This window comes from Stenotrophomonas sp. HITSZ_GD (assembly GCF_029543105.1).
Classification (GTDB): domain Bacteria; phylum Pseudomonadota; class Gammaproteobacteria; order Xanthomonadales; family Xanthomonadaceae; genus Stenotrophomonas_A.
Genome location: NZ_JARQXB010000004.1, coordinates 192,563 through 211,790 on the forward strand (window position 1 = coordinate 192,563; position 19,228 = coordinate 211,790).

The window sequence follows — 19,228 nt, forward strand, 5'->3', positions numbered from 1 at the left end:
AGCGGTCGGATCGGCGCGGCGCGCCGCCGGCCGCGTTCAGTCGTCGTTGTCGTCCGCGGCGTCCTGCGCGGGCGGGGTGCCGGTGCAGCCCGCGTGCCAGGCGGTGCCCGGCACCAGCAGCCACTGGTTGCGGTTCGACTGGCCGATCTCCACCACCTGCGTGCGGTCCACGCACGCCGGCAGCGCCTCGCGCAGCACGAACAGCCAGCGGTGCGTGGGCTGGGCGGCCAGCCACGGCCCTGCCTTGGCCCACTGCGTGGGCCAGTCGGCCTTGAAGCCGAACTCGGTCACCGGCCGGTCGGCCTGCAGCAGGTTCTGCTCGCGCCAGGCGACCATGCCCAGCTGTGCGTCCGGGCCGATGCGTTCGCCGACGCGCCGCATCAGGCCGGCCGACGAACTGGAAGCATCCAGCGCCGGGGCGAAGACCAGCCCGTAGATGCTCCACAACCACGCGGTGGACAGCACCACGCCCAGCGCGGCGCGGCGCGACCTGGCCCAGGCCGCGATCACGCCCAGGCCGACCCCCAGGGCGATGAGCCCGTACTTCAGCTGATGCACCACGTGGGCATCCAGGTCGCGGCGCAGGGCATCGCGCGGCAGCCAGGGGCCGAACGCCACCGCCAGCGAAGCCACCGCCAGGAACACCACGTAGCCCAGCAGCAGCCGGCGCGGCAGCGCGCGCCGCAACAGCCCGGGCAGCAGCGGCGCGGCGGCCAGGCAGGCGGCGGGCAGGATCGGCAGGATGTACAGCTCGCGCTTGCCGGGGCTGGCGCTGAAGAACAGCAGCACCAGCAGGCTCCAGCCGAGCAGCAGCCACTGGCGGCCATCGCCGCGGCGCAGGCGGCGCCACCAGCCCGGGCACAGCGCCGGCAGCAGCAGGCTGCCGGGCAGCCAGAGCAGGGCGATCACGCGCAGGTAGTACCAGGCCGGCTGCACGTGGTGCCACGCCGCGGTGTAGCGCGTGGCGGTCTGCCGCAGCAGGATCTCGCGCGCGTAGGCCTGCAGGGCCGGGTCGTCGCTGCGCCACAACGCCAGCGCCAGCGGCAACAGCCACACCGCGGTGCCGGCCACGAACATCGGCACCGTGGCGGCCCAGCGCCAGCCATCGCCCGCGCGCCCGGGCCATGCGCGCCCATGCAGGCGTACGTACAGCGCCCACGGCAACAGCACCAGCAGTGGCAGGAAGCCCACGCCCTTGGTCACCGTGCCCAGGCCGGCGGCGAACGCGCCCAGCCACCAGGCCGGCCAGTCCGGCCCGCGCAGCAAGTGGCGCAGCAGGCCCCACAGCGAGAGGGTGGTCATCGCCAGCAGCACCATGTCGATGTGCGCGCGCTTGGCCATCAGCCCGAACTGCAACGTGCAGAACACCGCCAGCAGGGCGATGTCGCCGATGCGGCGGTGCCACAGGCGGCGGCCGAGGTCGCGCACCAGCCACAGCACCAGCAGGGCGGCCAGCAACGAAGGCAGCAGGAAGGCGAGGGTCCACTGGCCCGTCAACTCGTAGGCGCCGGCCTGCAGCCACATGAACACCGGGGGCTTTTCCGCGTACAGCTCGATGCCGCGATGCGGCAGCAGCCACTGGCCACTCTCCACCATGCTGCGCGCGGCCAGCACGAAGCGCGGCTCGTCCGCCGGGTTGGGCTGGCGCAGGCCCAGGCCGGCGGCCAGGCTGAGCACGATCAGCAGCGCCACCAGCACGGGGCGCCAACGGAAGCTCTGGGCGGAGGGGGCGGTCGTCGGCATCGGCGGCAGGCGGGCAGGGAACCGCGCATCTTCGGCGCGGCGGCGTGGGAAGTTTGTCGGAAACCGGCGGCTACGACACCATTTCGACATCCGGCCGTTACGATGCGGTGTCCTTTTCACGCGGATCCCGCATGCGGCTCCTGGTCATCGAAGACAACCGCAACCTGGTGGCCAACCTCTTCGATTACTTCGAGGCGCGCGGCCACGTGCTCGACGCCGCGCCCGACGGCATCACCGGGCTGCACCTGGCCACCACCCAGGCCTACGACGCGATCATCCTGGACTGGATGATGCCGCGCATGGACGGCCCGGAAGTGCTGCGCCGGCTGCGCGAGGAACACCAGTCCGAGGTGCCGGTGATCATGCTCACCGCGCGCGACGAGCTGCCGGACAAGATTGCCGGCTTCCGGGCCGGCGCCGACGACTACCTCACCAAGCCCTTCGCGCTGCCGGAGCTGGAGGTGCGCCTGGAAGCGCTGCTGGTGCGCGCGCAGGGCCGCGGCCGCAGCAAGGCCCTGCAGGTGGCCGACCTGCGCCTGGACCTGGCGACGCTGGAAGCCACGCGCGCCGGCCGCCCGCTGCACCTGTACCCGGCCTGCCGAAAGCTGCTGGAAGTGCTGATGCAGGCCAGCCCGGCGGCGGTGACGCGCGAGCGCCTGGAACACGCGCTATGGGGCGACGAGCCGCCGGACGGCGACATGCTGCGTTCGCACATCTACGAACTGCGCCGCAGCGTGGATGGGCCGTTCGCCGACAAGCTGATCCACACGCTGCCGCGCGTGGGCTACCGGCTGGCGCCGCTGGGTCCGGCGGAGACCGTCGATGGCCCGTAAGCCCCGCGCGCTGCGGCGGCAGGTGACCCTGTGGCTGGTGGCATACGCCGCGCTGATCTCGCTGGCGGTGTTCGTGCACGGCTACATCGTCAACGAACAGGCCGAACAACTGACCTGGCATTCGCTGTTGAAGTCGGAACTGGACCACTTCGTGCAGCGCAGCGCCGAGGACCCGGATTACCACTGGACCGACAGCCGTACCGTGCAGTTGTTCGGCGACGACGAAGACTCGCCGCCGCCGCCCGCCTATGCCGGCCTGCAGCCGGGCCTGCACGACGGCATCGCCTACGAGGGCCGCGACAAGGTGCTGCTGGTGCAGGACGTCAACGGCCGCCGGCTGGTGCTCGCGCTGGACATCACCGAGCTGCAGCAACACGAGAACCGCCTGGGCTTGTGGATGGTGGCCTCCAACCTGCTGGCGATCGTGTTGCTCGGGTTGCTGGTGGGCTGGGGCATGGGGCGGGTGGTCAAGCCGTTGAGCGAGATGGCCGAGCGCATCCGCGGCCTCCAGCCGGACTGCCCCGGCCAGCGCGTGGCGCTGGACCCGCGCGCCAGCAGCGAGCAGACCGTGATTACCGAGGCGTTGAACGACTACCTCGGCCGCAACGACCAGTTCGTGCAGCGCGAGCGCGCCTTCATCAACAGCGCCAGCCACGAACTGCGCACGCCGATCGCGGTGATCGACGGCGCCAGCGAGCTGGGGCTTGCGCAGGACGATGTGCCCGCGCCGGTGCGCCACCAGCTGCTGCGCATCCGCCAGACCGCCTCGGGCGTGGAGCAGTTGCTGGCACTGCTGCTGGTGCTGGCCAAGGACCCGGCGCGGCTGGCGCGCAGCAGCGACGAGGTGCGGCTGGACCAGCTGTTGCCGGAGATCGTCGCCGACCACCGCCACCTGAGCGCGGACAAGGACCTGCGCATCGTGCTGCAGGCCCAGGTACCGGCGCGGCTGTTCGCGCCGGTGACGATCCTGCAGGCCGCGATCGGCAACCTGCTGCGCAACGCGATCGAGAACAGCGACCGCGGCACGATCCACATCGCGCTGTCGGCACCGGCGACGGTGCGCATCGAGGACCCGGGGCACGGCATGTCGCCGGAGGAAATCAGCGCGATCTACGCGCGCATGGCGCGCGGCGACCAGGGCGGCCGCGTGGCGGGGATCGGGCTGGACCTGATCGGCCGCCTGTGCGAACACCTGGGCTGGACGCTGTCGTTCGAGTCGGTGGAGGGACGCGGCACGATCGCCTCGCTCGACCTGTCCAGCTCGCTGGTGGAGGAAAACGCGGTGCCCGAACGCGCGCTTTGATCGCGCGCGCGGGGCAAGCGGCTTGCGCCACGGGTGGCGCGGATACCGTCAGCGGCTGAGCGACAGGCGTTGCCCGGAAGCGGTCGACTGGCCAACCCACAAGTCGCGCGCGCGTGGCCAGAAGCTGGCGTAGATGTCGCCGGAGGAATTGGTGAGCACCAGGGTGGGGCCCTGGAAATCCCAGCGCGAAACCTTCCACAACTCCGGGCATCCGGTGGACGTGCTGGCCCAGTAGCCGCCGAAGAAGGGACTGGCTTTCAGGTTGACCGTGCACAGGAACTCGCCCGTGCTCGACATGACTTTGTAGGCGCCCTCGATCTGTTCCGGCTTGGGCGCAGGTGGGCGATGCTTCGACCAGGACGGCCGGTCGTCCTCGCGCTGGTCGTTGTCGCGCCCGAAGCCGGCGCCGAACCCGTTGTCGCGGGAAGCCGAATCATCGGCATTGCTCTTGATCCAGGCTTTCATTTCGGGCGAGCTCTGGAACCCGGAATCGTCGCGCTGCGGCGAGGCGCTATCGTCGCTCCAGGTCGTGCTGGTCGTGGTCGTCGAACTGGACGAGGTGGTCTGCGTGCTCTGGTCCAGGGCGCCGGTGTTGTCCTGGGCGAGCGCGGCGCCGGCGTAGCACAGGGCCGCGGCGGCGATGACGATGATGATCCTTGCGTGCATGGCGGTCACCCCGGTCAGTGGTTGTCGTCGGCGGGCGGATCGACGTCGCAGCCGACGCCGTGGCAGCCAATCCAGTTTCCCTGCGTATCGAAATTGGGATTGCCCTGCTTGTCGAACGACGGCCGCGTGTCGATGGCTTCCGACTGGCCGCCGTTGTCCGGCGGATCCACCAGGCAGCCGACGCCGTGGCAGCCGTCATAGCCGCCGTGCGCGTAGGCGTGCGTATCCGAGCGGTAGTTGGTGTAGTGCGTCTCGTGGTCCGAGGACGCGAGCGCGGCGCCGGCCACCGTGGCGAGGATCAGTCCCAGATCGCGACCGCGCTCGTCGTACCGGCGGCTGCCCGGATCGAAGGTGCCACTTCGCCCGTGGTGATAGCCCGCCACGTCGGCGAACACGCCCGAGCACCCTTGGTCCACCCAAAGGCGCTGCTTGCGACGGTCAAAGCCCCACGTGCGATTGAGGATGCAGGCGCTGCTCGAAATCTGATGAATCAACTGCGGCGCGCGCAGCGGTGCGCGGCATTCGCTGTATTCGTATCCCACCGAGTGACATTCAACGGTGATGGTGCCGTCCTGTGCCGCCGCGTCCGATGAAGCCAGTAACACCCCGACCAGTGCCGCCACGGTCGACAGACCACGCCCAAGACTCTTCATTCAGTCACTCCCCGTGCGTCGCGGAAACGAACTGTTGACTGCGCCTCGACCCCTTCGGGCGCCATCGTGCATCGGGCGAGCGCGTCCGTGCAACGCCGCGCAGCCACGGGCGCAGTCAGGTTTGTGACAGGGTTTGGGCGCTTGTCAGGTCGGTGTCTTGCGGGGCGACGCTGTGCCCACGTTGTCTAGGGGCGGCTCACGGCGCCCGGTCCGTCAACCCGGCAGCAGTCCCCGCTCGACCAGCCACGCGCGCGCGTCTTCCGCGTCGTGTTCGAACCACGCCTGCGTCGAGCCCAGCCGGTAGGTGTAGCCCCACGCGTCCATGTCGGCCATCAGCCGCGCGCGGCCCACGCCGGGCAGCGCATCGGCGAGCACGATCTGCAGGTAGCAGGTCGCGTCCTCTTCCTCCACCGAATCGGTGGCATCGGTGTGCACCTGCGCGCGGCGTTCGGGCGGCAGCACGATGAGGTGGCAGGCCTCGTGCAGCATCGAATGCACGGGGGTGTCGCCGCGCACGTACACGTCGCAGCCGATGATGCCCGCCTCCGGCGCGCCCCAATAGCTGCCCGGAATCTCGCCGCCATCGGGCACGCGGTGCAGGCGCAGGCCGTGGCGGGCGAGCAGGGCGGTGGCGTGCGCCAGGTCGATCTCGGCCACGCGCGTGACCACGGGTTCGGCGGCGGCGGTCTGCGACTTCATGTGCTGCGCAGGCGCGCGGCGCCGGCCAAGGCCGGCGCGCGCGGGCTCACTTGTCCGGGTCTTCCGGCAGTGCCACGGAGATGTCGAGCACGTCGTTGTGGCCGTCCTTGATCAGGTCGACCTTCACCGCGTCCGCGTCGATGTTCACGTACTTCTTGATCACTTCCAGCAGCTCGCGCTGCAGCAGCGGCAGGTAGTCCGGGCCGCCCCGCTGCGAGCGTTCCTGCGCGATGATGATCTGCAGGCGGTTCTTCGCGGTTTCGGCGGTGTTTTTCTTGCTCTTGAGAAAGTCGAGCAGTCCCATGCCTCAGCCTCCGAACAGCTTGCTGAAGAATCCCTTCTTCTCCACCGAGGTGAAGCGCATCGGCCGCTCCTCGCCCAGGATGCGGGCCACCGCATCGTCGTAGGCCTGGCCCGCCGGCGATTCGGCATCCAGGATCACCGGCTCGCCCTTGTTGGAGGCGTTGAGCACGTCGCCCGATTCGGGGATCACGCCAATCGCCTTCAGGCCCAGCACTTCCTCCACGTCGTTGATCGACAGCATCTCGCCGGCTTCCACGCGCGAGGGGCTGTAGCGGGTGAGCAGCAGCGCGGCCGGCACGGTCTGGCCGGCCTCGGCCTTGTGGGTCTTGGAATCGAGCAGGCCGATGATGCGGTCCGAGTCGCGCACCGAGGACACTTCCGGGTTGACCACGACCACCGCGCGGTCGGCGAAGTACATCGCCAGGAAGGCGCCCTTCTCGATGCCGGCGGGCGAATCGCACACCACGAAGTCGAAGCCGTCGGCAGCCAGGTCCTTGAGCACCTTCTCCACGCCTTCCTTGGTCAGCGCGTCCTTGTCGCGGGTCTGCGAGGCGGCCAGCACGTAGAGGTTCTCGAAACGCTTGTCCTTGATCAGCGCCTGCTTCAGCGTCGCTTCGCCATGGACGACATTGACGAAGTCGTACACCACGCGGCGCTCGCAGCCCATGATCAGGTCGAGGTTGCGCAGGCCGACGTCGAAATCGATGACCGCGACCTTCTTGCCGCGCCGTGCCAGGCCACAGGCCAGGCTGGCGCTGGTGGTGGTCTTGCCGACGCCGCCCTTGCCGGAGGTGACTACGATGATTTCAGCCAATGGAATGCTCCAGTAATGTCTTGAGGGGTGGGCTGCGTCAGTCCAGCGCAGCGATCTTGATCTGGTCCTGCTCCAGCCAGACCTGGACGGCCTTGCCACGCAGTTCCTTGGGGATATCGTCCAGCACCTTGTAGTGGCCGGCAATGGCGACCAGTTCGGCGTTGAACTCGCGGCAGAAGATCCGCGCCTCGGTATTGCCCTGCGCGCCGGCCAGGGCGCGGCCGCGCAGGTTGCCATAGATGTGGATACTGCCGTCGGCGATGACCTCCGCGCCGGCGCCCACGGTGGACAGCACGGTCAGGTCGGCGTTCTCGGCGTACAGCTGCTGGCCCGAGCGCACGGCATTGCGCTGCATGCGGCCGGGCCGCGGAGCGGCCGGTGCCGGCGCCGGCTTGGCCGCCGCGACCGGGGCGGGTGGCGGCGGGGGCGGGGACGTGGCCGCCGCGCCGCCGTCGATGCGCTCGTATTGCGCGCGGAACTTGGCCAGCAGCGGCAGGCCAAGGGCGCGGGAGAGTTGCTCGATCTCGCTGGTGCCGTAGGCCAGCGCCACCGGCAGCACGCCGGCCTCGCGCAGGCCTTCCAGCAGCGCGCGGGCGGTCTCCACGTCCGGGGCCTGCGAGAGGCCGCCGAAATCCAGGATCACCGCCGCGTGCCCGAACAGCTTGGGCGCGCGCGCCACGCGCTCGCGCATTTCCTGCGTCAGGCGGGCCACGTCCAGCGTGCGGATGCGCAGGTTGGCGATGCCGACCTGGCCGATCTTCAGTTCGCCGGCCTGTTCGAAATCCAGGTTCGCCGAGGCCACGCTCAGGTCCCCGTCGGGCGCTGGGCCCGCTGCGAATGGCGTGGGCGGCCGACCCACGGCAGGTCCGGCAGCTCGCCGCCGTAGGTTTCCCGCACCCAGCCGTAGCTGCACATGTCCTTGAGCAGCATGCTGGCGCGCACGTCCACGTCGGCCATCATGTTCTGGCCCACTTCGCGGAAGCCGAAGCTGCCATGGAACAGCAGCGCCGCGTCGGCGCCGTGGTCCAGGAACACCTCGCAGGCCAGCTGCGGGTAGCGCAGCTCGGCGTAGCTCTGCACGTCGGCGTAGAACGCACGGCCGACGCCACCGCCGCGACGGCGGCTGGCGACCACGATGCGGTCGATATAGAAGAAATCGGGGTAGCGCTCGCGGAACCAGGCGAAATTGCTGCTGTCGTGCGGCGCCTTGCTGCCGAAGCCGACGAGGAAGCCGGCCAGGTTGCCGTCACGCTCGGCGACGCGGAAATACTCGGCCTGCTCGTAGAAGCGGTGCAGCCGGGCCGAATCCAGCGGAAGGATCGCCAGGCCGGCGTTGTTGTTGAGGGCCAGGACGGAATCGAGCTCGTGCTCTTTCACGTCGCGGATCACGATCGACATTGGAACTCCGTGGGTGAAGCGGTCGGCACGCAGCCGTGCAGGATTGTCTCACGGTCGCCGCGGGGGCGGGTAGCGGCGATGACGTCCGCGCGCCACGGGACTTCCGGCACGGTTGACTTCAACCGGGGCGTTACCGAATTTATCCCGGCCGGCGCGGCCTGGCCGGCCTCTGGGCTCCGTCGGGCCGGTGGGCCCGTCCCGCCGGGCGTTGCCGGCGTCCCTCCACACAGCGGTCGACGGATGCGCGCATGGCCCATGGGTCCCAAGTGAAGTACCTGGTCAAGAACGAATCCCTGCTGCGCTATGCCGGCCTGTTCACCTGGGCCGCGGTCGGCCTGTGGCTGGTGATCTTCTTCCTGGACCCGGAGTCGCTGCCGCTGTACGAGCTGGAGGGCGCGCCGTTCGCGCGCATCGTGCGCTGGGTCGTGGTGTACCTGGCGTTCGGCCTGATCTACTGGGGCGTCACCCGCGACCTGAACGGGGCGCGCCTGCGCCTGCTCGACCACCTGTCGCTGCTGGTGATGACGGCGTGCGCCATCGGCGTGAGCTTTTTCTCCGGCACCGCGCTGGGCAGCATCCTGCTGATGGTGCTGGCCGGCCTGTTCCCCTGGCTGCTGCCGGTGCGCATGGCGGTGTTCTGGCTGGTGCTGGGCAACCTGGCGGTGGTGCCGGTCTACGCCAACCTGATGGGCTTCCCCTGGGTGGTGGCGATCCTGCAGGCCATGGGCTACCTGGGCTTTTCCAGCTTCGTGTTCGTCACCGCGCTGATCGCCAAGCGCCAGGTGCAGGCGCGCGAGGAGCAGCGCCAGCTCAACGCCGAACTGCGCGCCACCCGCGCGCTGCTGGCCGAGAGCGTGCGCATCAACGAGCGCACGCGCATCTCGCGCGAATTGCACGACCTGCTCGGCCATCACCTCACCGCGCTCAGCCTGAACCTGGAGGTCGCCGGCCATATCACCGAGGGCCAGGCGCAGGAACACGTGCGCCAGGCGCATACGCTGGCCAAGCTGCTGCTCACCGACGTGCGCGAGGCGGTGAGCCAGCTGCGCGAGGGCGGGGCGATCGACCTGGCCGCCGCGCTGCGCCCGCTGGTCACCCAGGTGCCGTCGCTGGATATCCGCCTGGAGATGGAGCCCACGCTGGTGATCGACGACCCCGAGCGCGCCCACGTGCTGCTGCGCTGCGTGCAGGAGATCGTCACCAACGCCGTGCGCCATGCCGGCGCGCGCCACCTGTGGATCGAGATCCGCCGCGAGCAGGACGAAGTGGTGGTGGAGGCGCGCGACGATGGCCGCGGCGCCGACGGCTACGTCGCCGGCAACGGCCTGCGCGGCATGCGCGAGCGGGTGGCCCAGTACGGCGGCAGGCTGGACATCGAAACCCGGCGCGGGGCAGGCTTCTGCCTGCGCCTGGCCATTCCCGGCAGTGTCGCGCCCCTGGCGGCGGCCGTTCCCAAAGGAGTGCTGTGATGATCCGTGTGTGTCTGGTCGACGACCAAACCCTGGTACGGCAGGGCATCCGTTCGCTGCTGGCATTGGACGACGGCATCGAGGTGGTCGCCGAGGCCGGCGATGGCCGCCAGGCGGTGGAGCAGATCCCGCAGGTCAAGCCGGATGTCGTGCTGATGGACATGCGCATGCCGGTGATGTCGGGCCTGGAGGCGTTGCAGGTGCTCTCGCGCACCGGCGCGCTGCCGCCGACGATCATCCTCACCACCTTCGACGACGACCAGCTCGTGCTGGCCGGGCTGAAGGCCGGTGCGAAGGGCTATCTGCTCAAGGACGTCTCGCTGGAACAACTGGTCGGGGCGATCCGCACGGTGGCCGACGGCGGCTCGCTGGTGCAGCCGGCGGTGACCCAGCGCCTGCTTTCGGGCCTGGAGCACATGCGCAACGAGTTCGTCAGCCTGGACCGCCCCGATCCGCTCACCGACCGCGAGACCGAGATCCTGCGCCTGATGGCCAGCGGCTTCTCCAACAAGGAGATCGCCAACTCGCTCGGCGTGGCCGAGGGCACGATCAAGAACCACGTCTCCAACATCCTCTCCAAGCTCGGCGTGCGCGACCGCACGCGCGCCGTGCTCAAGGCCTTCGAACTGCAATTGGTCTGAGCGGCCCGCGACGCCCTCCGCCTGAGCCCGGGTTCGCGCCGGCCACCCCGCGCGGGCCTTGACGCGCCCTTCTGTCCACCGCTGGCAAATTCCCGTGAAGCCAACGCCGGCGCGGGCTTGGGCCCCTGTGCGGCGCGGTATGGCGGGCCGCCAGGAACAGCAACTGAACATTGGCCGCGAAGCCTGCTAGGATGGGCGCTTCGCTTCACTCAACCCGGCCGTGGGATCGGCCCCGGAGACTCCTGAATGACCCGTATTATCGAGTTCCTGATTGCCTTGGGGATCGTGGCTGGCCTGTTCGTCGTGGTGGGCCTGGTGCTTCCCTCGGAACGGCACATGTCCGAGAGCGTCGAGACCAACCGCAAGATGACCATCGTGTACGACACGGTGAACAGCTTCCGCCGTTTCAAGGACTGGAACCCGCTGGTGCTGCGCGATCCCAAGATCCAGCTGACGCTGGCCGGCCCGGAGTCGGGCAAGGGCGCGACCATCAAGTACAGCTCCACCGAAGGTTACATCGGTGACGGCAGCTGGACGATCACCGACAGCGCCAAGAACGAGCGTGTCGAGATCGCGATCGAGGATCCGACCAAGGGGACCGACAAGACCACGGTGTTCACGCTGGAACCCACCGGCAAGAACAACCGCAACGTCAAGATCACCCAGGACTACTCGGTCAAGTACGGCTGGAACCTGTTCGGCCGCTACGCCGGCCTGTACGTCAGCCGCCACGTGGGCGACGACCTGAAGCTGGGTCTGTCGCGCCTGAGCAACGTGCTGGCGACCGTGCCCAACCAGGACTACCGCGCGGCCGACGCCGACGGCAAGCTGGTCCTGAACGACCTCAAGATCGTCGACGTGCCGGCCGAGGACCTGCTGGTCGTCAACGCGGGCAACATCGACCGCGACAACGAAACGATCAAGAAGTCGATCAAGGACAACCAGGAGTGGATCAAGCGCGTCATGGACGCCAACGGCCTGGAGCCGGCCGGTCCGGTGCGCATCGTGACCACCGACTTCGCCAGCGACAAGTACGCGTTCGACGTCGTGCAGCCGGTCCGCAAGCGTGCCGGTGGCGCGCCGAAGGCCGACGAGAACAAGGACGCGAACAAGGACGAGGCCGCTGCCGCCCCGGTGGCCGACGCCACCCCGGTCGCCGCTGCCGGCGAGCCGCTGAAGGTCACCATCTCCGGTGGCGCGCCGGTCACCTACGTGCGCACCGAAGCCCATCGCTCGGCGTTCGCGAACTACACCGGCCACATGGCGGGTCTCGACGTGGCCCGCACCTCGCTGCGCGCCTGGGCCGTGACCAACGGCTACGAAGTCACCGACCGTCCGTACGAGTCGTGGAAGTCGGGCGTGGACAAGTCCTTCACCCTGGACGGCAACTTCGACATCTACTGGGCGATCAAGTAATCCCGCGCGCCGCCAGGCGCCCGGAGATCTCCCGAAAAACGCGCCGCTGCATGCGGCGCGTTTTTTTTATGGCACATTGCGCGCATCCTCCCGCCTGGAACGATGATGCGTTTCCACGACCGCCGCAGCCGCAGGCCCTCGCTGGCCGCCTCCTTCGGTGCACTGCTGGCCGCCGCCGCGGTCGCCTTGTCCGCCTACGCCAGCCATGGGGTGGCCGATGCCATGGCGCAATCGCGCCTGCAGACAGCCGCCTTCTACGCGTTCGGCCATGGCGCGGTGCTGGCCGCGCTGGGCGCTTCGCTGGCCGAGCGCTGGCTGGGCATGGCCGGCAGCGCCCTGCTGCTGCTGGGCACGCTGCTGTTCTCCGGCAGCCTGGCGGGCAGCGTGCTGGCCGGCTGGTCCACGGCGCTGGCGCCGGTGGGCGGCACGATGCTCATCCTCGGCTGGCTGGTGTTGGCCGTGCAGGCGCTGAGGCGCTGAGATGCCGCGCCACGCCCGGGGATTCGACGTCGAGCAGGCCTACGAGCACCTGCGCAAGCGCGACCGGCGGCTGGCGACGTGGATGAAGCGCATCGGCCCGCTGGAAGCGCAGCCGGGCTGGCGCAAGCCCTTCGACCCGGTGGATGCGCTGGCGCGGGCGATCCTGTTCCAGCAGCTCAGCGGCAAGGCGGCCTCGACGATCGTCGGGCGCGTGGAAGCGGCGATCGGCAGCAAGCGGCTGCACGCCGATACGCTTTCGCGCATCGACGATGCCGGGCTGCGCGCCTGCGGCGTATCCGGCAACAAGGCGCTGGCGCTGCGCGACCTGGCCCGGCGCGAGGCGGCGGGCGAGATCCCCACGTTGCGGCAGATGTCCACGCTGCACCACGACGAGATCGTGGCGGCTCTGACGCCGATCCGCGGTATCGGCCGCTGGACGGTGGAAATGATGCTGATGTTCCGGCTCGGCCGGCCCGATGTGCTGCCGGTGGACGACCTAGGCGTGCGCAAGGGCGCCCAGCGCGTCGATGGGCTAGCGGCGATGCCCACGGCGAAGGAACTGCTGGTGCGCGGCGAGAAGTGGGGGCCTTACCGCACCTATGCCGGCTTGTACCTGTGGCGGATCGCCGATTTCACCGCCGAGGTGAAGCAGGCCACGCCGCGCTCGCAGGCTTAGGGACAGGCGGCGCAGATGCGCAAGCGCCACGTTCGCGGTTCGCGCCACGCACGCCGGTACGCCGCGCTCAGCTACCGCGGTACCGCCAATGCCAAGGCTCGTAGACGATGCCGTGCGGGTTGTCGCGCGGGTAGCTCAGCGAGAAACCGAACTCGCCGGCGTGCGCCTGCAACCACGCAAACGCCGCGCTGTCCTCGAAACTTTCCTCTGCCGGCGCTTGGCCGGGCGCGCCGATGTCGAGCGCCTCGCCGCCGTGGTGCTCGCTGTAACCGGGGGCGGCATTCACCGCCAGAATCTGCGCCAGCGTCTGCCCGCGCGCGAATTTCCGTTCGAAGATGCCGAGCTGGTAGTCGTGGCTGCGGTAGCCGGAAATGGCCTCCATGGGCACGCCCTGCGCCGCGGCCGCCATGCGCATGCGCTGCCATTGCCGCGCGGCGGGCGCGGTGAGCCATAGCGGGCGGCGGTAGCGGTCGCGCCCGGCATAGGCCAGGCGGTCGGGTTCGGCTTCCAGCGCCAGCCCGGTGCTTTGCGCATAGGCATCGGCATCCAGCCCCAGCAGGTCCAATCGCTCGTGCAGGCCGTACAAGGGCAGGGCGCCAGCTGCGCGGCTCGGTTGGGCTTGATGGCGGGCGAGCGCGTCCAGCGCCTCGTCCACGCCAGGCTCGCGCCAGAAGCGCGTGACCAGCGGCATCAGCCCTTGCGGCAGGCGCGCGGCGAGATAACGGCCGTCGCGCTTGCGGCGGAGCAGCCAGTCGGCCTGGGCGAGGATGCGTGCGTCGTGGTTGCCGCGCGCGCGTAGCAAGTGCGCGGGCCACAGCTCGATGGAGGCGGTGTTGAGCAGGACGTGGTGCGGCGCGGGGGGCATGGCCGCAGCTTAGCCCCTGCCGGAAGAGGCAGCCAGATGCGTCGGGTGCGGCGGTGCCGCGTTGCGCAGAGCGTCGAGCAGGGCGCGCGCATGGCGAGGTTCCAGCAGCAGGCCACCGGCGCCCTTGCGCGGCAGCCACACACGCCAGCGGCCGGAAGCGACCGCGACGAACGCGCGCTCGCGGTTCCTGAGCTTGAAATGCCCGCTGTGGAAACCCGGCAGGCCCACGCCGTTGCGCTTGAAGGCGATGCCCAACTCGGTGCGTTCCTCGCGATCGAACAGGCGCGCCTTGGCCAGGTCCAGTGCATCCACCGGCACGTCGTAGCGGTAGAAGGTGGAGCGCACGCTCAGCACGCCATCCTTCAGCGTGGCGCGGTTGCGCCGCGCGGCCAGGGCGATGGTCACCCACACCGCGCTGCACACCAGCGGGCCGATCAGCTCGAACATGCCCTGCGCTTGCCAGGCAGCCAGGCCCTGTGCCGCCACGCTGCCGGCCAGGATCAGCCAGGGCGCGACCACCAGCAACAGCGCAGCGAAGAACATCGGGCGGCCTTCCAGGGTGGCCAGTTCAAACGACATGTCCGTGGACTCATGCATCGCCGGGTTCCTCCTCGACGGCCGGCGGCGGCTTGGGCAGCCGCCCGGCCTTGCGCAGGGCATCGCGCAGCAGGTATTCGATCTGCGCGTTGAGGCTGCGCAGGTCATCGTCGGCCCACCGCTGCGCCGCCGCCAGGACCTCGGCACTGATGCGCAGCGGATAGGCCTTCTTCTCGCTCATCAGTACAGCGACCCGGTGTTGACCACCGGCTGGGTGCCGCGATCGGAACACAGCACGGTGAGCAGGTTGCCGACCATCTGCGCCTTGCGCTCCTCGTCCAGCACCACCACGCCGCTCTTCTGCAGCTCGGACAGCGCCATCTCCACCATGCCGACCGCGCCGGCCACGATGCGCGTGCGCGCGGCGATGACCGCGTTGGCCTGCTGGCGCTGCAGCATCGCCTGGGCGATTTCCGGCGCGTAGGCGAGGTGGCTGATGCGCGCGTCGATGATCTGCACGCCGGCGTCGGCTAGGCGCTCGGCCAGTTCGTTCTTCAGGTGCTGGGAAATCTCGGCCGCGTGGCTGCGCAGGGCGAGCTGGCCTTCCTCGTGCTGGTCGTACGGATAGCTGGTGGCCATCGCGCGCAGCGCCGATTCGGACTGGATATGCACGAAGCTCTCGTAATCGTCGACGTTGTAGACCGCCTCGGAGGCATCCACCACCTGCCACACGATCACCGCGGCGATCTCGATCGGGCTGCCGTCGAGTTCGTTGACCTTCAGCCGCCCGGACTCGAAGTTGCGCACGCGCTGGCTGATCTTCTTCTTGCTCAGGAAGGGGTTGTTCCAGCGCAGGCCGTTGTCCTTGACCGTGCCCACGTAGCGGCCGAACAGGCTCAGCACCGCGGCCTGGTTGGGTTCGAGCATGTACAGGCCGGCCATCACGAAGACGCCGATGGCGCAGGCGGTGATCGCCACGCCCATCGCCCAGCCGGGCGCGTGCCCCAGCGGCACCAGCACCATTACCCAGGCCGAGAGCAGGAAGACGACGATCATCGCCAGGATCAGCGGGATGCCGGAGAGGGACTTCAGGGGCTGCTCTTTCATGAGTGGGGCGTCCTTGTAGGTTAGGCAGGAAGATATCAGATTGATATCAGTCCGCAAGTGCCCCCCGTCCACCGGCGCCAGTCCGGGCGCGTGAAGGTCCAGCCGGTAGAATTGGCGCCCCTTGCCTCGCTGGAACCGCCATGACCACCCTCGGCACCCCGTTGTCCCCTACCGCCACCCGCGTCCTGTTGCTGGGGTCGGGCGAATTGGGCAAGGAGGTGGCGATCGAACTGCAGCGGTTCGGGGTGGAAGTCATCGCCGCCGATCGCTACGCCGACGCGCCGGCGATGCAGGTCGCCCACCGCGCCCACGTGCTGGACATGCTCGATGCGATGGCGCTGCGCGAACTCATCGCGCGCGAGCAGCCGCACCTGATCGTGCCGGAGATCGAGGCGATCCATACCGAGACCTTGGTGCAGCTGGAGCAACTGCATGGCCAGCGGGTGGTGCCCACTGCACGCGCCGCGCGGCTGACCATGGATCGCGAGGGCATTCGCCGCCTCGCCGCCGAGACGCTGGGCCTGCCGACCTCGCCGTACCGCTTCGTCGACACCCACGAGGAATACCGCGCCGCGGTGCAGGCGATCGGCCTGCCCTGCGTGGTCAAGCCGGTGATGTCGTCCTCGGGCAAGGGCCAGAGCACGCTGCGCCAGGCCGCGGACATCGACCGTGCCTGGGAATACGCGCAGACCGGCGGGCGGGCCGGCGCGGGGCGCTGCATCGTGGAAGGCTTCATCGATTTCGAATACGAGATCACCCTGCTCACCGTGCGCCACGCCGGCGGCACGTCGTTCTGCGACCCCATCGGCCACTGGCAGCAGGACGGCGATTACCGCGAGAGCTGGCAGCCGCAGCCGATGTCCGCCCGCGCGCTGGAACGCGCGCAGGAGATTTCGCGCGCGATCACCGACGAGCTGGGCGGCTGGGGTCTGTTCGGCGTGGAGCTGTTCGTGCGTGGCGACGAGGTGTGGTTCAGCGAGGTGTCGCCGCGACCGCACGACACCGGCCTGGTGACGCTGGCCTCGCAGGAGCTGAGCGAGTTCGCGCTGCACGCGCGGGCGATCCTGGGGCTGCCGATTCCCACCATCCGCCAGCTCGGCCCGTCGGCCTCGTGCGCGTTGCTCGCGCATGGCGAGGGCGTGCCGCGCTTCGAACACGTGGACGTGGCCCTGACCAAGCCGGGCACCGCGCTGCGCCTGTTCGGCAAGCCGAGCGTGCATGGCCATCGCCGCGTGGGCGTCACCCTGGCGCGCGCGGACAGCATCGACGCGGCGCGTGCACTGGCGCGCGCGTCGGCCGAGGCGATCGGAATCCACCTGGACGCGTGAGCCGCGCGCTTCGCGCGGAGGGCCGCTGCCGGTAACCGCGGCTCAGCCGCGGCCGGCTGAACGCCGGCCCGGGCAGGTCGGTTGGCGCCGGCGGCCCGCTTACCGGACGTCCACCCACACGAGGTGGTGGTCGCTGCCATCGGCGATCGCCGCGTGCGCATCGGCGCTCGCCGGCCAGAACACGCCGCTGCCGATGTACTGGAAACCGACGGAAGGCAGCACGTAATCCAGCCGCATTGCGCCGGCCTTCGGGCCGAAGTCGCCCGTCACCTGGGCGGGCGCGCCGCGATGCGCGATTCCCTTCGCCGCGTAGGCACGCGCGGCCTCCTCGCCGCCGGCGCTGGTCGGGGTGGGATAGCGCAGCACGCGCGGGTGCTCGATCAGCGCCAGGATCGCCTCGTGACGCCCTTCGCCATCCACCGGATCGTTGTTGAGATCGCCGAGGATCACGAAGCGCGCATCCGCGGCCAGGCCGCCGCAACGCCCGGCGTCGTCGCACAGCCAGTTCGCCGCATCGCCGGACAGGTAGGCCTGCCAGAGGCGGATTTCGTCGTGGTTGCGGGCCGCGTTGCGCTTCTCCGGGCCGTCGAACACCGGGGGCGTGGGATGCGAGACCAGCATGTGCACCACGCCGGCCGGTGTGGTGACCGGCACGTCCCAGTGCGATTTCGACGACAGGCGCAGCTGCGCCCACACCGCGTCGTCCCAGAACGGCTTGCCGGTCGCCGGTACCACCGGGCGCAGCACATCGGGCATCGCGCTCCACTTGAACAGCTGGAAGCTGCGCACCGCCGCCGCGTCGATCGGATATTTGGACAGCACCAGCATGCCGTACTGGCCCGGGTGCAAGCCGTAGCCCCACGCATCGTTGCCGCGGTTGCGGCCCTGGCCGCCGACCTCGCCGTTGCGGTCCAGGTCCAGGCCGCTCGGCACGCCGGTGTTCACCGGGGCCAGGTAGCGGTAGGGGTAGCGCAATGGCGCGCCGCCGCCGGGCTGGGCCACCTCGAGGTAGCGGTGCTGGAACAGGTCGGCGGCGCGGTGCGCGTCGTCGTAGTCGAACTCGTTGAGCAACACCAGGTCCGGGCGCGCGTTCTGCAGCACCGCGGCGATCTTGCGCGCATGTGCGCTGTCGCCTTCCAGTTCGGCGATCAGGCCGCCGGCTTCATCCGAATACAGCGAGGTGTTGTAGGTGGCCAGGCGCAGTGGCGCGTCGGCCGTGGCGCGTGCGGTGGCGGCCGGCGCATCGGCGGGCGAATGGGCGCACGAGGTGCACAGCAGGGAACAGGCGAGGAGGAGGGCGGCTCGGATCATGCGCGGGATTCTCGCACGCGCACCACGACAACCGGATGTCGGGATCGGGCGGCTCAGCCGCGCAGGTCCACCGCGCCCCAGGTGCTGGCGAAGTCGCGCCACTGCCGGCCGTCGTAGGCCTCCAGTCCGTGGAAGCGGCGCTTGTAGTCCATCTTGCCGTGGCCGCGGATCCAGTAGCCGAGATACACGTGCGCCAGCCCGTCGCGGCGCGCCCATTCGATCTGCTGCAGGATCGCCAGCGTGCCCAGGCCGCGCGCGGCGGCGTCCGGCGCGTAGAAGGTGTACACCGCCGACAGCGCGTGCTCGGTGACATCGGTGACCGCCACCGCGAGCAGGCGGCCGCGGTGGCCCGGCGCGGCGGACTCGCGGATTTCCAGGAAGCGCCCGTGCGACCAGGCGCCGATCAGGAACTGGTCGAATTCGCGCGGGCCGTGGTCGTCCATGCCGCCGCCCGGATGGCGATGGCGCAGGTACTGCGTGTACAGCGCGAGCTGCTCATCGGTACGTTGCGCGGCGACGATGCGGCTGGTCAGGCCGGCGTTGCGCTGCAGGCAGCGGCGCTGGCTGCGATCGGGCCGGAACTGCCCCACCGGAATACGCACCGGCACGCAGGCCTGGCATTGCTCGCAATGCGGGCGGTAGACCAGGTCGCCGGAGCGGCGGAAACCCCACGCCAATGCCTGCGGATAGATCGACCCCAGGCGCGGATCGTGCGGGTCCAGCACGAGGTCGCGTGCGAGCCGGTCCGGCCAGTAGCCGCACGCATGCTGCCCGGTCTGGAACAGGCGCAGGTCGTCGCGGTTGTCTGCGTGGATGGCCATGGGGAAAGCATAGCGCCTGTGGCGAAGGCGGGCGCACCGCCTGTCCGTTGGATGAATGCGGCCGGCCGCGCGTCAACCCCGCGCGCCGCCGCCCGTTGATGTCAGCGATGGCGCGATCGCGACGCGCGTCGGCATCCCGCGCCACGGCGCTGGATCACTCGTATC

At 69.8% G+C, this 19,228-nt stretch carries 22 protein-coding genes; 8 read left to right on the forward strand and 14 right to left on the reverse strand.

The genetic code is table 11. The features are described from left to right. Positions 1-36: 36 nt before the first annotated feature. The gene (locus tag P6166_RS06135; RefSeq protein ID WP_277763600.1) at positions 37-1,743 is read right to left on the reverse strand and encodes a glycosyltransferase family 39 protein; all 1,707 of its coding nucleotides are present in this window, start codon (positions 1,741-1,743) and stop codon (positions 37-39) included. Between the two features lie 131 nt (positions 1,744-1,874). On the opposite strand from P6166_RS06135, the gene P6166_RS06140 reads away from it, so the two are divergent. Continuing rightward, the gene (locus P6166_RS06140) at positions 1,875-2,576 is read left to right on the forward strand and encodes a response regulator transcription factor (protein WP_277763601.1); all 702 of its coding nucleotides are present in this window, start codon (positions 1,875-1,877) and stop codon (positions 2,574-2,576) included. Next, on the forward strand, positions 2,566-3,879 hold the full coding sequence (locus tag P6166_RS06145; protein WP_277763602.1) for a HAMP domain-containing sensor histidine kinase: 1,314 nt from the start codon (positions 2,566-2,568) through the stop codon (positions 3,877-3,879). The genes P6166_RS06140 and P6166_RS06145 overlap by 11 nt, the downstream gene beginning before the upstream one ends. A gap of 48 nt (positions 3,880-3,927) precedes the next feature. On the opposite strand, the gene P6166_RS06150 is transcribed toward P6166_RS06145, so the two are convergent. The 7 genes from P6166_RS06150 to P6166_RS06180 all read right to left on the reverse strand — a co-directional run bounded on the left by P6166_RS06150 (position 3,928) and on the right by P6166_RS06180 (position 8,412). Continuing rightward, positions 3,928-4,545: an AprI/Inh family metalloprotease inhibitor gene (locus P6166_RS06150; RefSeq protein WP_277763603.1), complete on the reverse strand. Its 618-nt coding sequence runs from the start codon at positions 4,543-4,545 to the stop codon at positions 3,928-3,930. Positions 4,546-4,559: 14 nt separating this feature from the next. Next, entirely contained in the window at positions 4,560-5,198 is a 639-nt protein-coding gene (locus P6166_RS06155; protein ID WP_277763604.1) for a DUF3011 domain-containing protein, read from the reverse strand. 213 nt (positions 5,199-5,411) lie between these two features. After that, a complete protein-coding gene (locus tag P6166_RS06160) occupies positions 5,412-5,897 on the reverse strand; it encodes a hypothetical protein (RefSeq protein WP_277763605.1) in 486 nt (161 codons plus the stop codon). 46 nt (positions 5,898-5,943) lie between these two features. Continuing rightward, entirely contained in the window at positions 5,944-6,201 is a 258-nt protein-coding gene (gene minE, locus P6166_RS06165; protein WP_108143433.1) for a cell division topological specificity factor MinE, read from the reverse strand. A gap of 3 nt (positions 6,202-6,204) precedes the next feature. Then, positions 6,205-7,014 (reverse strand): septum site-determining protein MinD, encoded by an 810-nt coding sequence (gene minD, locus P6166_RS06170; RefSeq protein ID WP_277763606.1) that lies wholly within the window; start codon positions 7,012-7,014, stop codon positions 6,205-6,207. A 37-nt stretch (positions 7,015-7,051) separates the two neighbouring features. Then, entirely contained in the window at positions 7,052-7,816 is a 765-nt protein-coding gene (gene minC / locus P6166_RS06175) for a septum site-determining protein MinC (protein WP_277763607.1), read from the reverse strand. A 2-nt stretch (positions 7,817-7,818) separates the two neighbouring features. Beyond that, the gene (locus P6166_RS06180) at positions 7,819-8,412 is read right to left on the reverse strand and encodes a GNAT family N-acetyltransferase (protein WP_277763608.1); all 594 of its coding nucleotides are present in this window, start codon (positions 8,410-8,412) and stop codon (positions 7,819-7,821) included. A 248-nt stretch (positions 8,413-8,660) separates the two neighbouring features. Here P6166_RS06180 and P6166_RS06185 point away from each other — a divergent pair, with 248 nt between their 5' ends. The 5 genes from P6166_RS06185 to P6166_RS06205 all read left to right on the forward strand — a co-directional run bounded on the left by P6166_RS06185 (position 8,661) and on the right by P6166_RS06205 (position 13,094). After that, positions 8,661-9,881, forward strand: coding sequence for a sensor histidine kinase (locus P6166_RS06185; protein ID WP_277763609.1), 1,221 nt, complete (start codon positions 8,661-8,663; stop codon positions 9,879-9,881). Next, the gene (locus P6166_RS06190; protein ID WP_130317781.1) at positions 9,881-10,522 is read left to right on the forward strand and encodes a response regulator transcription factor; all 642 of its coding nucleotides are present in this window, start codon (positions 9,881-9,883) and stop codon (positions 10,520-10,522) included. Before P6166_RS06185 ends, P6166_RS06190 begins: the two co-directional genes overlap by 1 nt. 246 nt (positions 10,523-10,768) lie before the next feature. Beyond that, positions 10,769-11,938: an SRPBCC family protein gene (locus P6166_RS06195; protein ID WP_277763610.1), complete on the forward strand. Its 1,170-nt coding sequence runs from the start codon at positions 10,769-10,771 to the stop codon at positions 11,936-11,938. A gap of 105 nt (positions 11,939-12,043) precedes the next feature. Beyond that, a complete protein-coding gene (locus P6166_RS06200; protein ID WP_277763611.1) occupies positions 12,044-12,418 on the forward strand; it encodes a DUF423 domain-containing protein in 375 nt (124 codons plus the stop codon). A 1-nt stretch (position 12,419) separates the two neighbouring features. Further along, complete coding sequence (locus P6166_RS06205; protein WP_277763612.1) at positions 12,420-13,094, forward strand: DNA-3-methyladenine glycosylase; 675 nt, start codon at positions 12,420-12,422, stop codon at positions 13,092-13,094. 67 nt (positions 13,095-13,161) lie between these two features. On the opposite strand, the gene P6166_RS06210 is transcribed toward P6166_RS06205, so the two are convergent. From P6166_RS06210 to P6166_RS06225, 4 genes are read right to left on the reverse strand one after another with little or no spacing between them, the layout of a single operon-like run. Next, a complete protein-coding gene (locus P6166_RS06210; protein WP_277763613.1) occupies positions 13,162-13,959 on the reverse strand; it encodes a M15 family metallopeptidase in 798 nt (265 codons plus the stop codon). Positions 13,960-13,968: 9 nt separating this feature from the next. Further along, positions 13,969-14,538, reverse strand: a complete 570-nt coding sequence (locus P6166_RS06215) for a hypothetical protein (RefSeq protein ID WP_277763614.1) — start codon at positions 14,536-14,538, stop codon at positions 13,969-13,971. 10 nt (positions 14,539-14,548) lie between these two features. Beyond that, positions 14,549-14,737, reverse strand: coding sequence for an Arc family DNA binding domain-containing protein (locus P6166_RS06220; RefSeq protein ID WP_277763615.1), 189 nt, complete (start codon positions 14,735-14,737; stop codon positions 14,549-14,551). Then, positions 14,737-15,603: an SPFH domain-containing protein gene (locus tag P6166_RS06225; RefSeq protein ID WP_277763616.1), complete on the reverse strand. Its 867-nt coding sequence runs from the start codon at positions 15,601-15,603 to the stop codon at positions 14,737-14,739. Before P6166_RS06225 ends, P6166_RS06220 begins: the two co-directional genes overlap by 1 nt. 140 nt (positions 15,604-15,743) lie before the next feature. Between P6166_RS06225 and purT the strand changes: the two genes are divergently transcribed. Continuing rightward, on the forward strand, positions 15,744-16,931 hold the full coding sequence (gene purT / locus P6166_RS06230; protein WP_277763617.1) for a formate-dependent phosphoribosylglycinamide formyltransferase: 1,188 nt from the start codon (positions 15,744-15,746) through the stop codon (positions 16,929-16,931). Between the two features lie 99 nt (positions 16,932-17,030). Here purT and P6166_RS06235 read toward each other — a convergent pair whose 3' ends face one another. Together P6166_RS06235 and P6166_RS06240 are read right to left on the reverse strand one after the other, a co-directional pair. Further along, positions 17,031-18,242, reverse strand: coding sequence for an endonuclease/exonuclease/phosphatase family protein (locus tag P6166_RS06235; protein ID WP_277763618.1), 1,212 nt, complete (start codon positions 18,240-18,242; stop codon positions 17,031-17,033). A gap of 53 nt (positions 18,243-18,295) precedes the next feature. Next, positions 18,296-19,063, reverse strand: a complete 768-nt coding sequence (locus tag P6166_RS06240) for an arginyltransferase (RefSeq protein ID WP_277763619.1) — start codon at positions 19,061-19,063, stop codon at positions 18,296-18,298. Between the last annotated feature and the right edge of the window lie 165 nt (positions 19,064-19,228).

Excerpts from the sequence above, each read along its gene's own strand:
- P6166_RS06195 (WP_277763610.1), top strand. The coding sequence starts at position 10,769 with ATGACCCGTATTATCGAGTTCCTGATTGCCTTGGGGATCGTGGCTGGC.
- P6166_RS06160 (WP_277763605.1), bottom strand. The coding sequence starts at position 5,897 with ATGAAGTCGCAGACCGCCGCCGCCGAACCCGTGGTCACGCGCGTGGCC.
- P6166_RS06205 (WP_277763612.1), top strand. The coding sequence starts at position 12,420 with ATGCCGCGCCACGCCCGGGGATTCGACGTCGAGCAGGCCTACGAGCAC.
- P6166_RS06215 (WP_277763614.1), bottom strand. The coding sequence starts at position 14,538 with ATGTCGTTTGAACTGGCCACCCTGGAAGGCCGCCCGATGTTCTTCGCT.
- P6166_RS06145 (WP_277763602.1), top strand. The coding sequence starts at position 2,566 with ATGGCCCGTAAGCCCCGCGCGCTGCGGCGGCAGGTGACCCTGTGGCTG.
- P6166_RS06190 (WP_130317781.1), top strand. The coding sequence starts at position 9,881 with ATGATCCGTGTGTGTCTGGTCGACGACCAAACCCTGGTACGGCAGGGC.
- P6166_RS06210 (WP_277763613.1), bottom strand. The coding sequence starts at position 13,959 with ATGCCCCCCGCGCCGCACCACGTCCTGCTCAACACCGCCTCCATCGAG.
- P6166_RS06235 (WP_277763618.1), bottom strand. The coding sequence starts at position 18,242 with ATGATCCGAGCCGCCCTCCTCCTCGCCTGTTCCCTGCTGTGCACCTCG.
- minE (WP_108143433.1), bottom strand. The coding sequence starts at position 6,201 with ATGGGACTGCTCGACTTTCTCAAGAGCAAGAAAAACACCGCCGAAACC.
- P6166_RS06220 (WP_277763615.1), bottom strand. The coding sequence starts at position 14,737 with ATGAGCGAGAAGAAGGCCTATCCGCTGCGCATCAGTGCCGAGGTCCTG.
- P6166_RS06155 (WP_277763604.1), bottom strand. The coding sequence starts at position 5,198 with ATGAAGAGTCTTGGGCGTGGTCTGTCGACCGTGGCGGCACTGGTCGGG.
- P6166_RS06185 (WP_277763609.1), top strand. The coding sequence starts at position 8,661 with ATGGCCCATGGGTCCCAAGTGAAGTACCTGGTCAAGAACGAATCCCTG.
- purT (WP_277763617.1), top strand. The coding sequence starts at position 15,744 with ATGACCACCCTCGGCACCCCGTTGTCCCCTACCGCCACCCGCGTCCTG.
- P6166_RS06240 (WP_277763619.1), bottom strand. The coding sequence starts at position 19,063 with ATGGCCATCCACGCAGACAACCGCGACGACCTGCGCCTGTTCCAGACC.
- P6166_RS06150 (WP_277763603.1), bottom strand. The coding sequence starts at position 4,545 with ATGCACGCAAGGATCATCATCGTCATCGCCGCCGCGGCCCTGTGCTAC.
- P6166_RS06140 (WP_277763601.1), top strand. The coding sequence starts at position 1,875 with ATGCGGCTCCTGGTCATCGAAGACAACCGCAACCTGGTGGCCAACCTC.
- P6166_RS06135 (WP_277763600.1), bottom strand. The coding sequence starts at position 1,743 with ATGCCGACGACCGCCCCCTCCGCCCAGAGCTTCCGTTGGCGCCCCGTG.
- P6166_RS06180 (WP_277763608.1), bottom strand. The coding sequence starts at position 8,412 with ATGTCGATCGTGATCCGCGACGTGAAAGAGCACGAGCTCGATTCCGTC.
- P6166_RS06225 (WP_277763616.1), bottom strand. The coding sequence starts at position 15,603 with ATGAAAGAGCAGCCCCTGAAGTCCCTCTCCGGCATCCCGCTGATCCTG.
- P6166_RS06200 (WP_277763611.1), top strand. The coding sequence starts at position 12,044 with ATGCGTTTCCACGACCGCCGCAGCCGCAGGCCCTCGCTGGCCGCCTCC.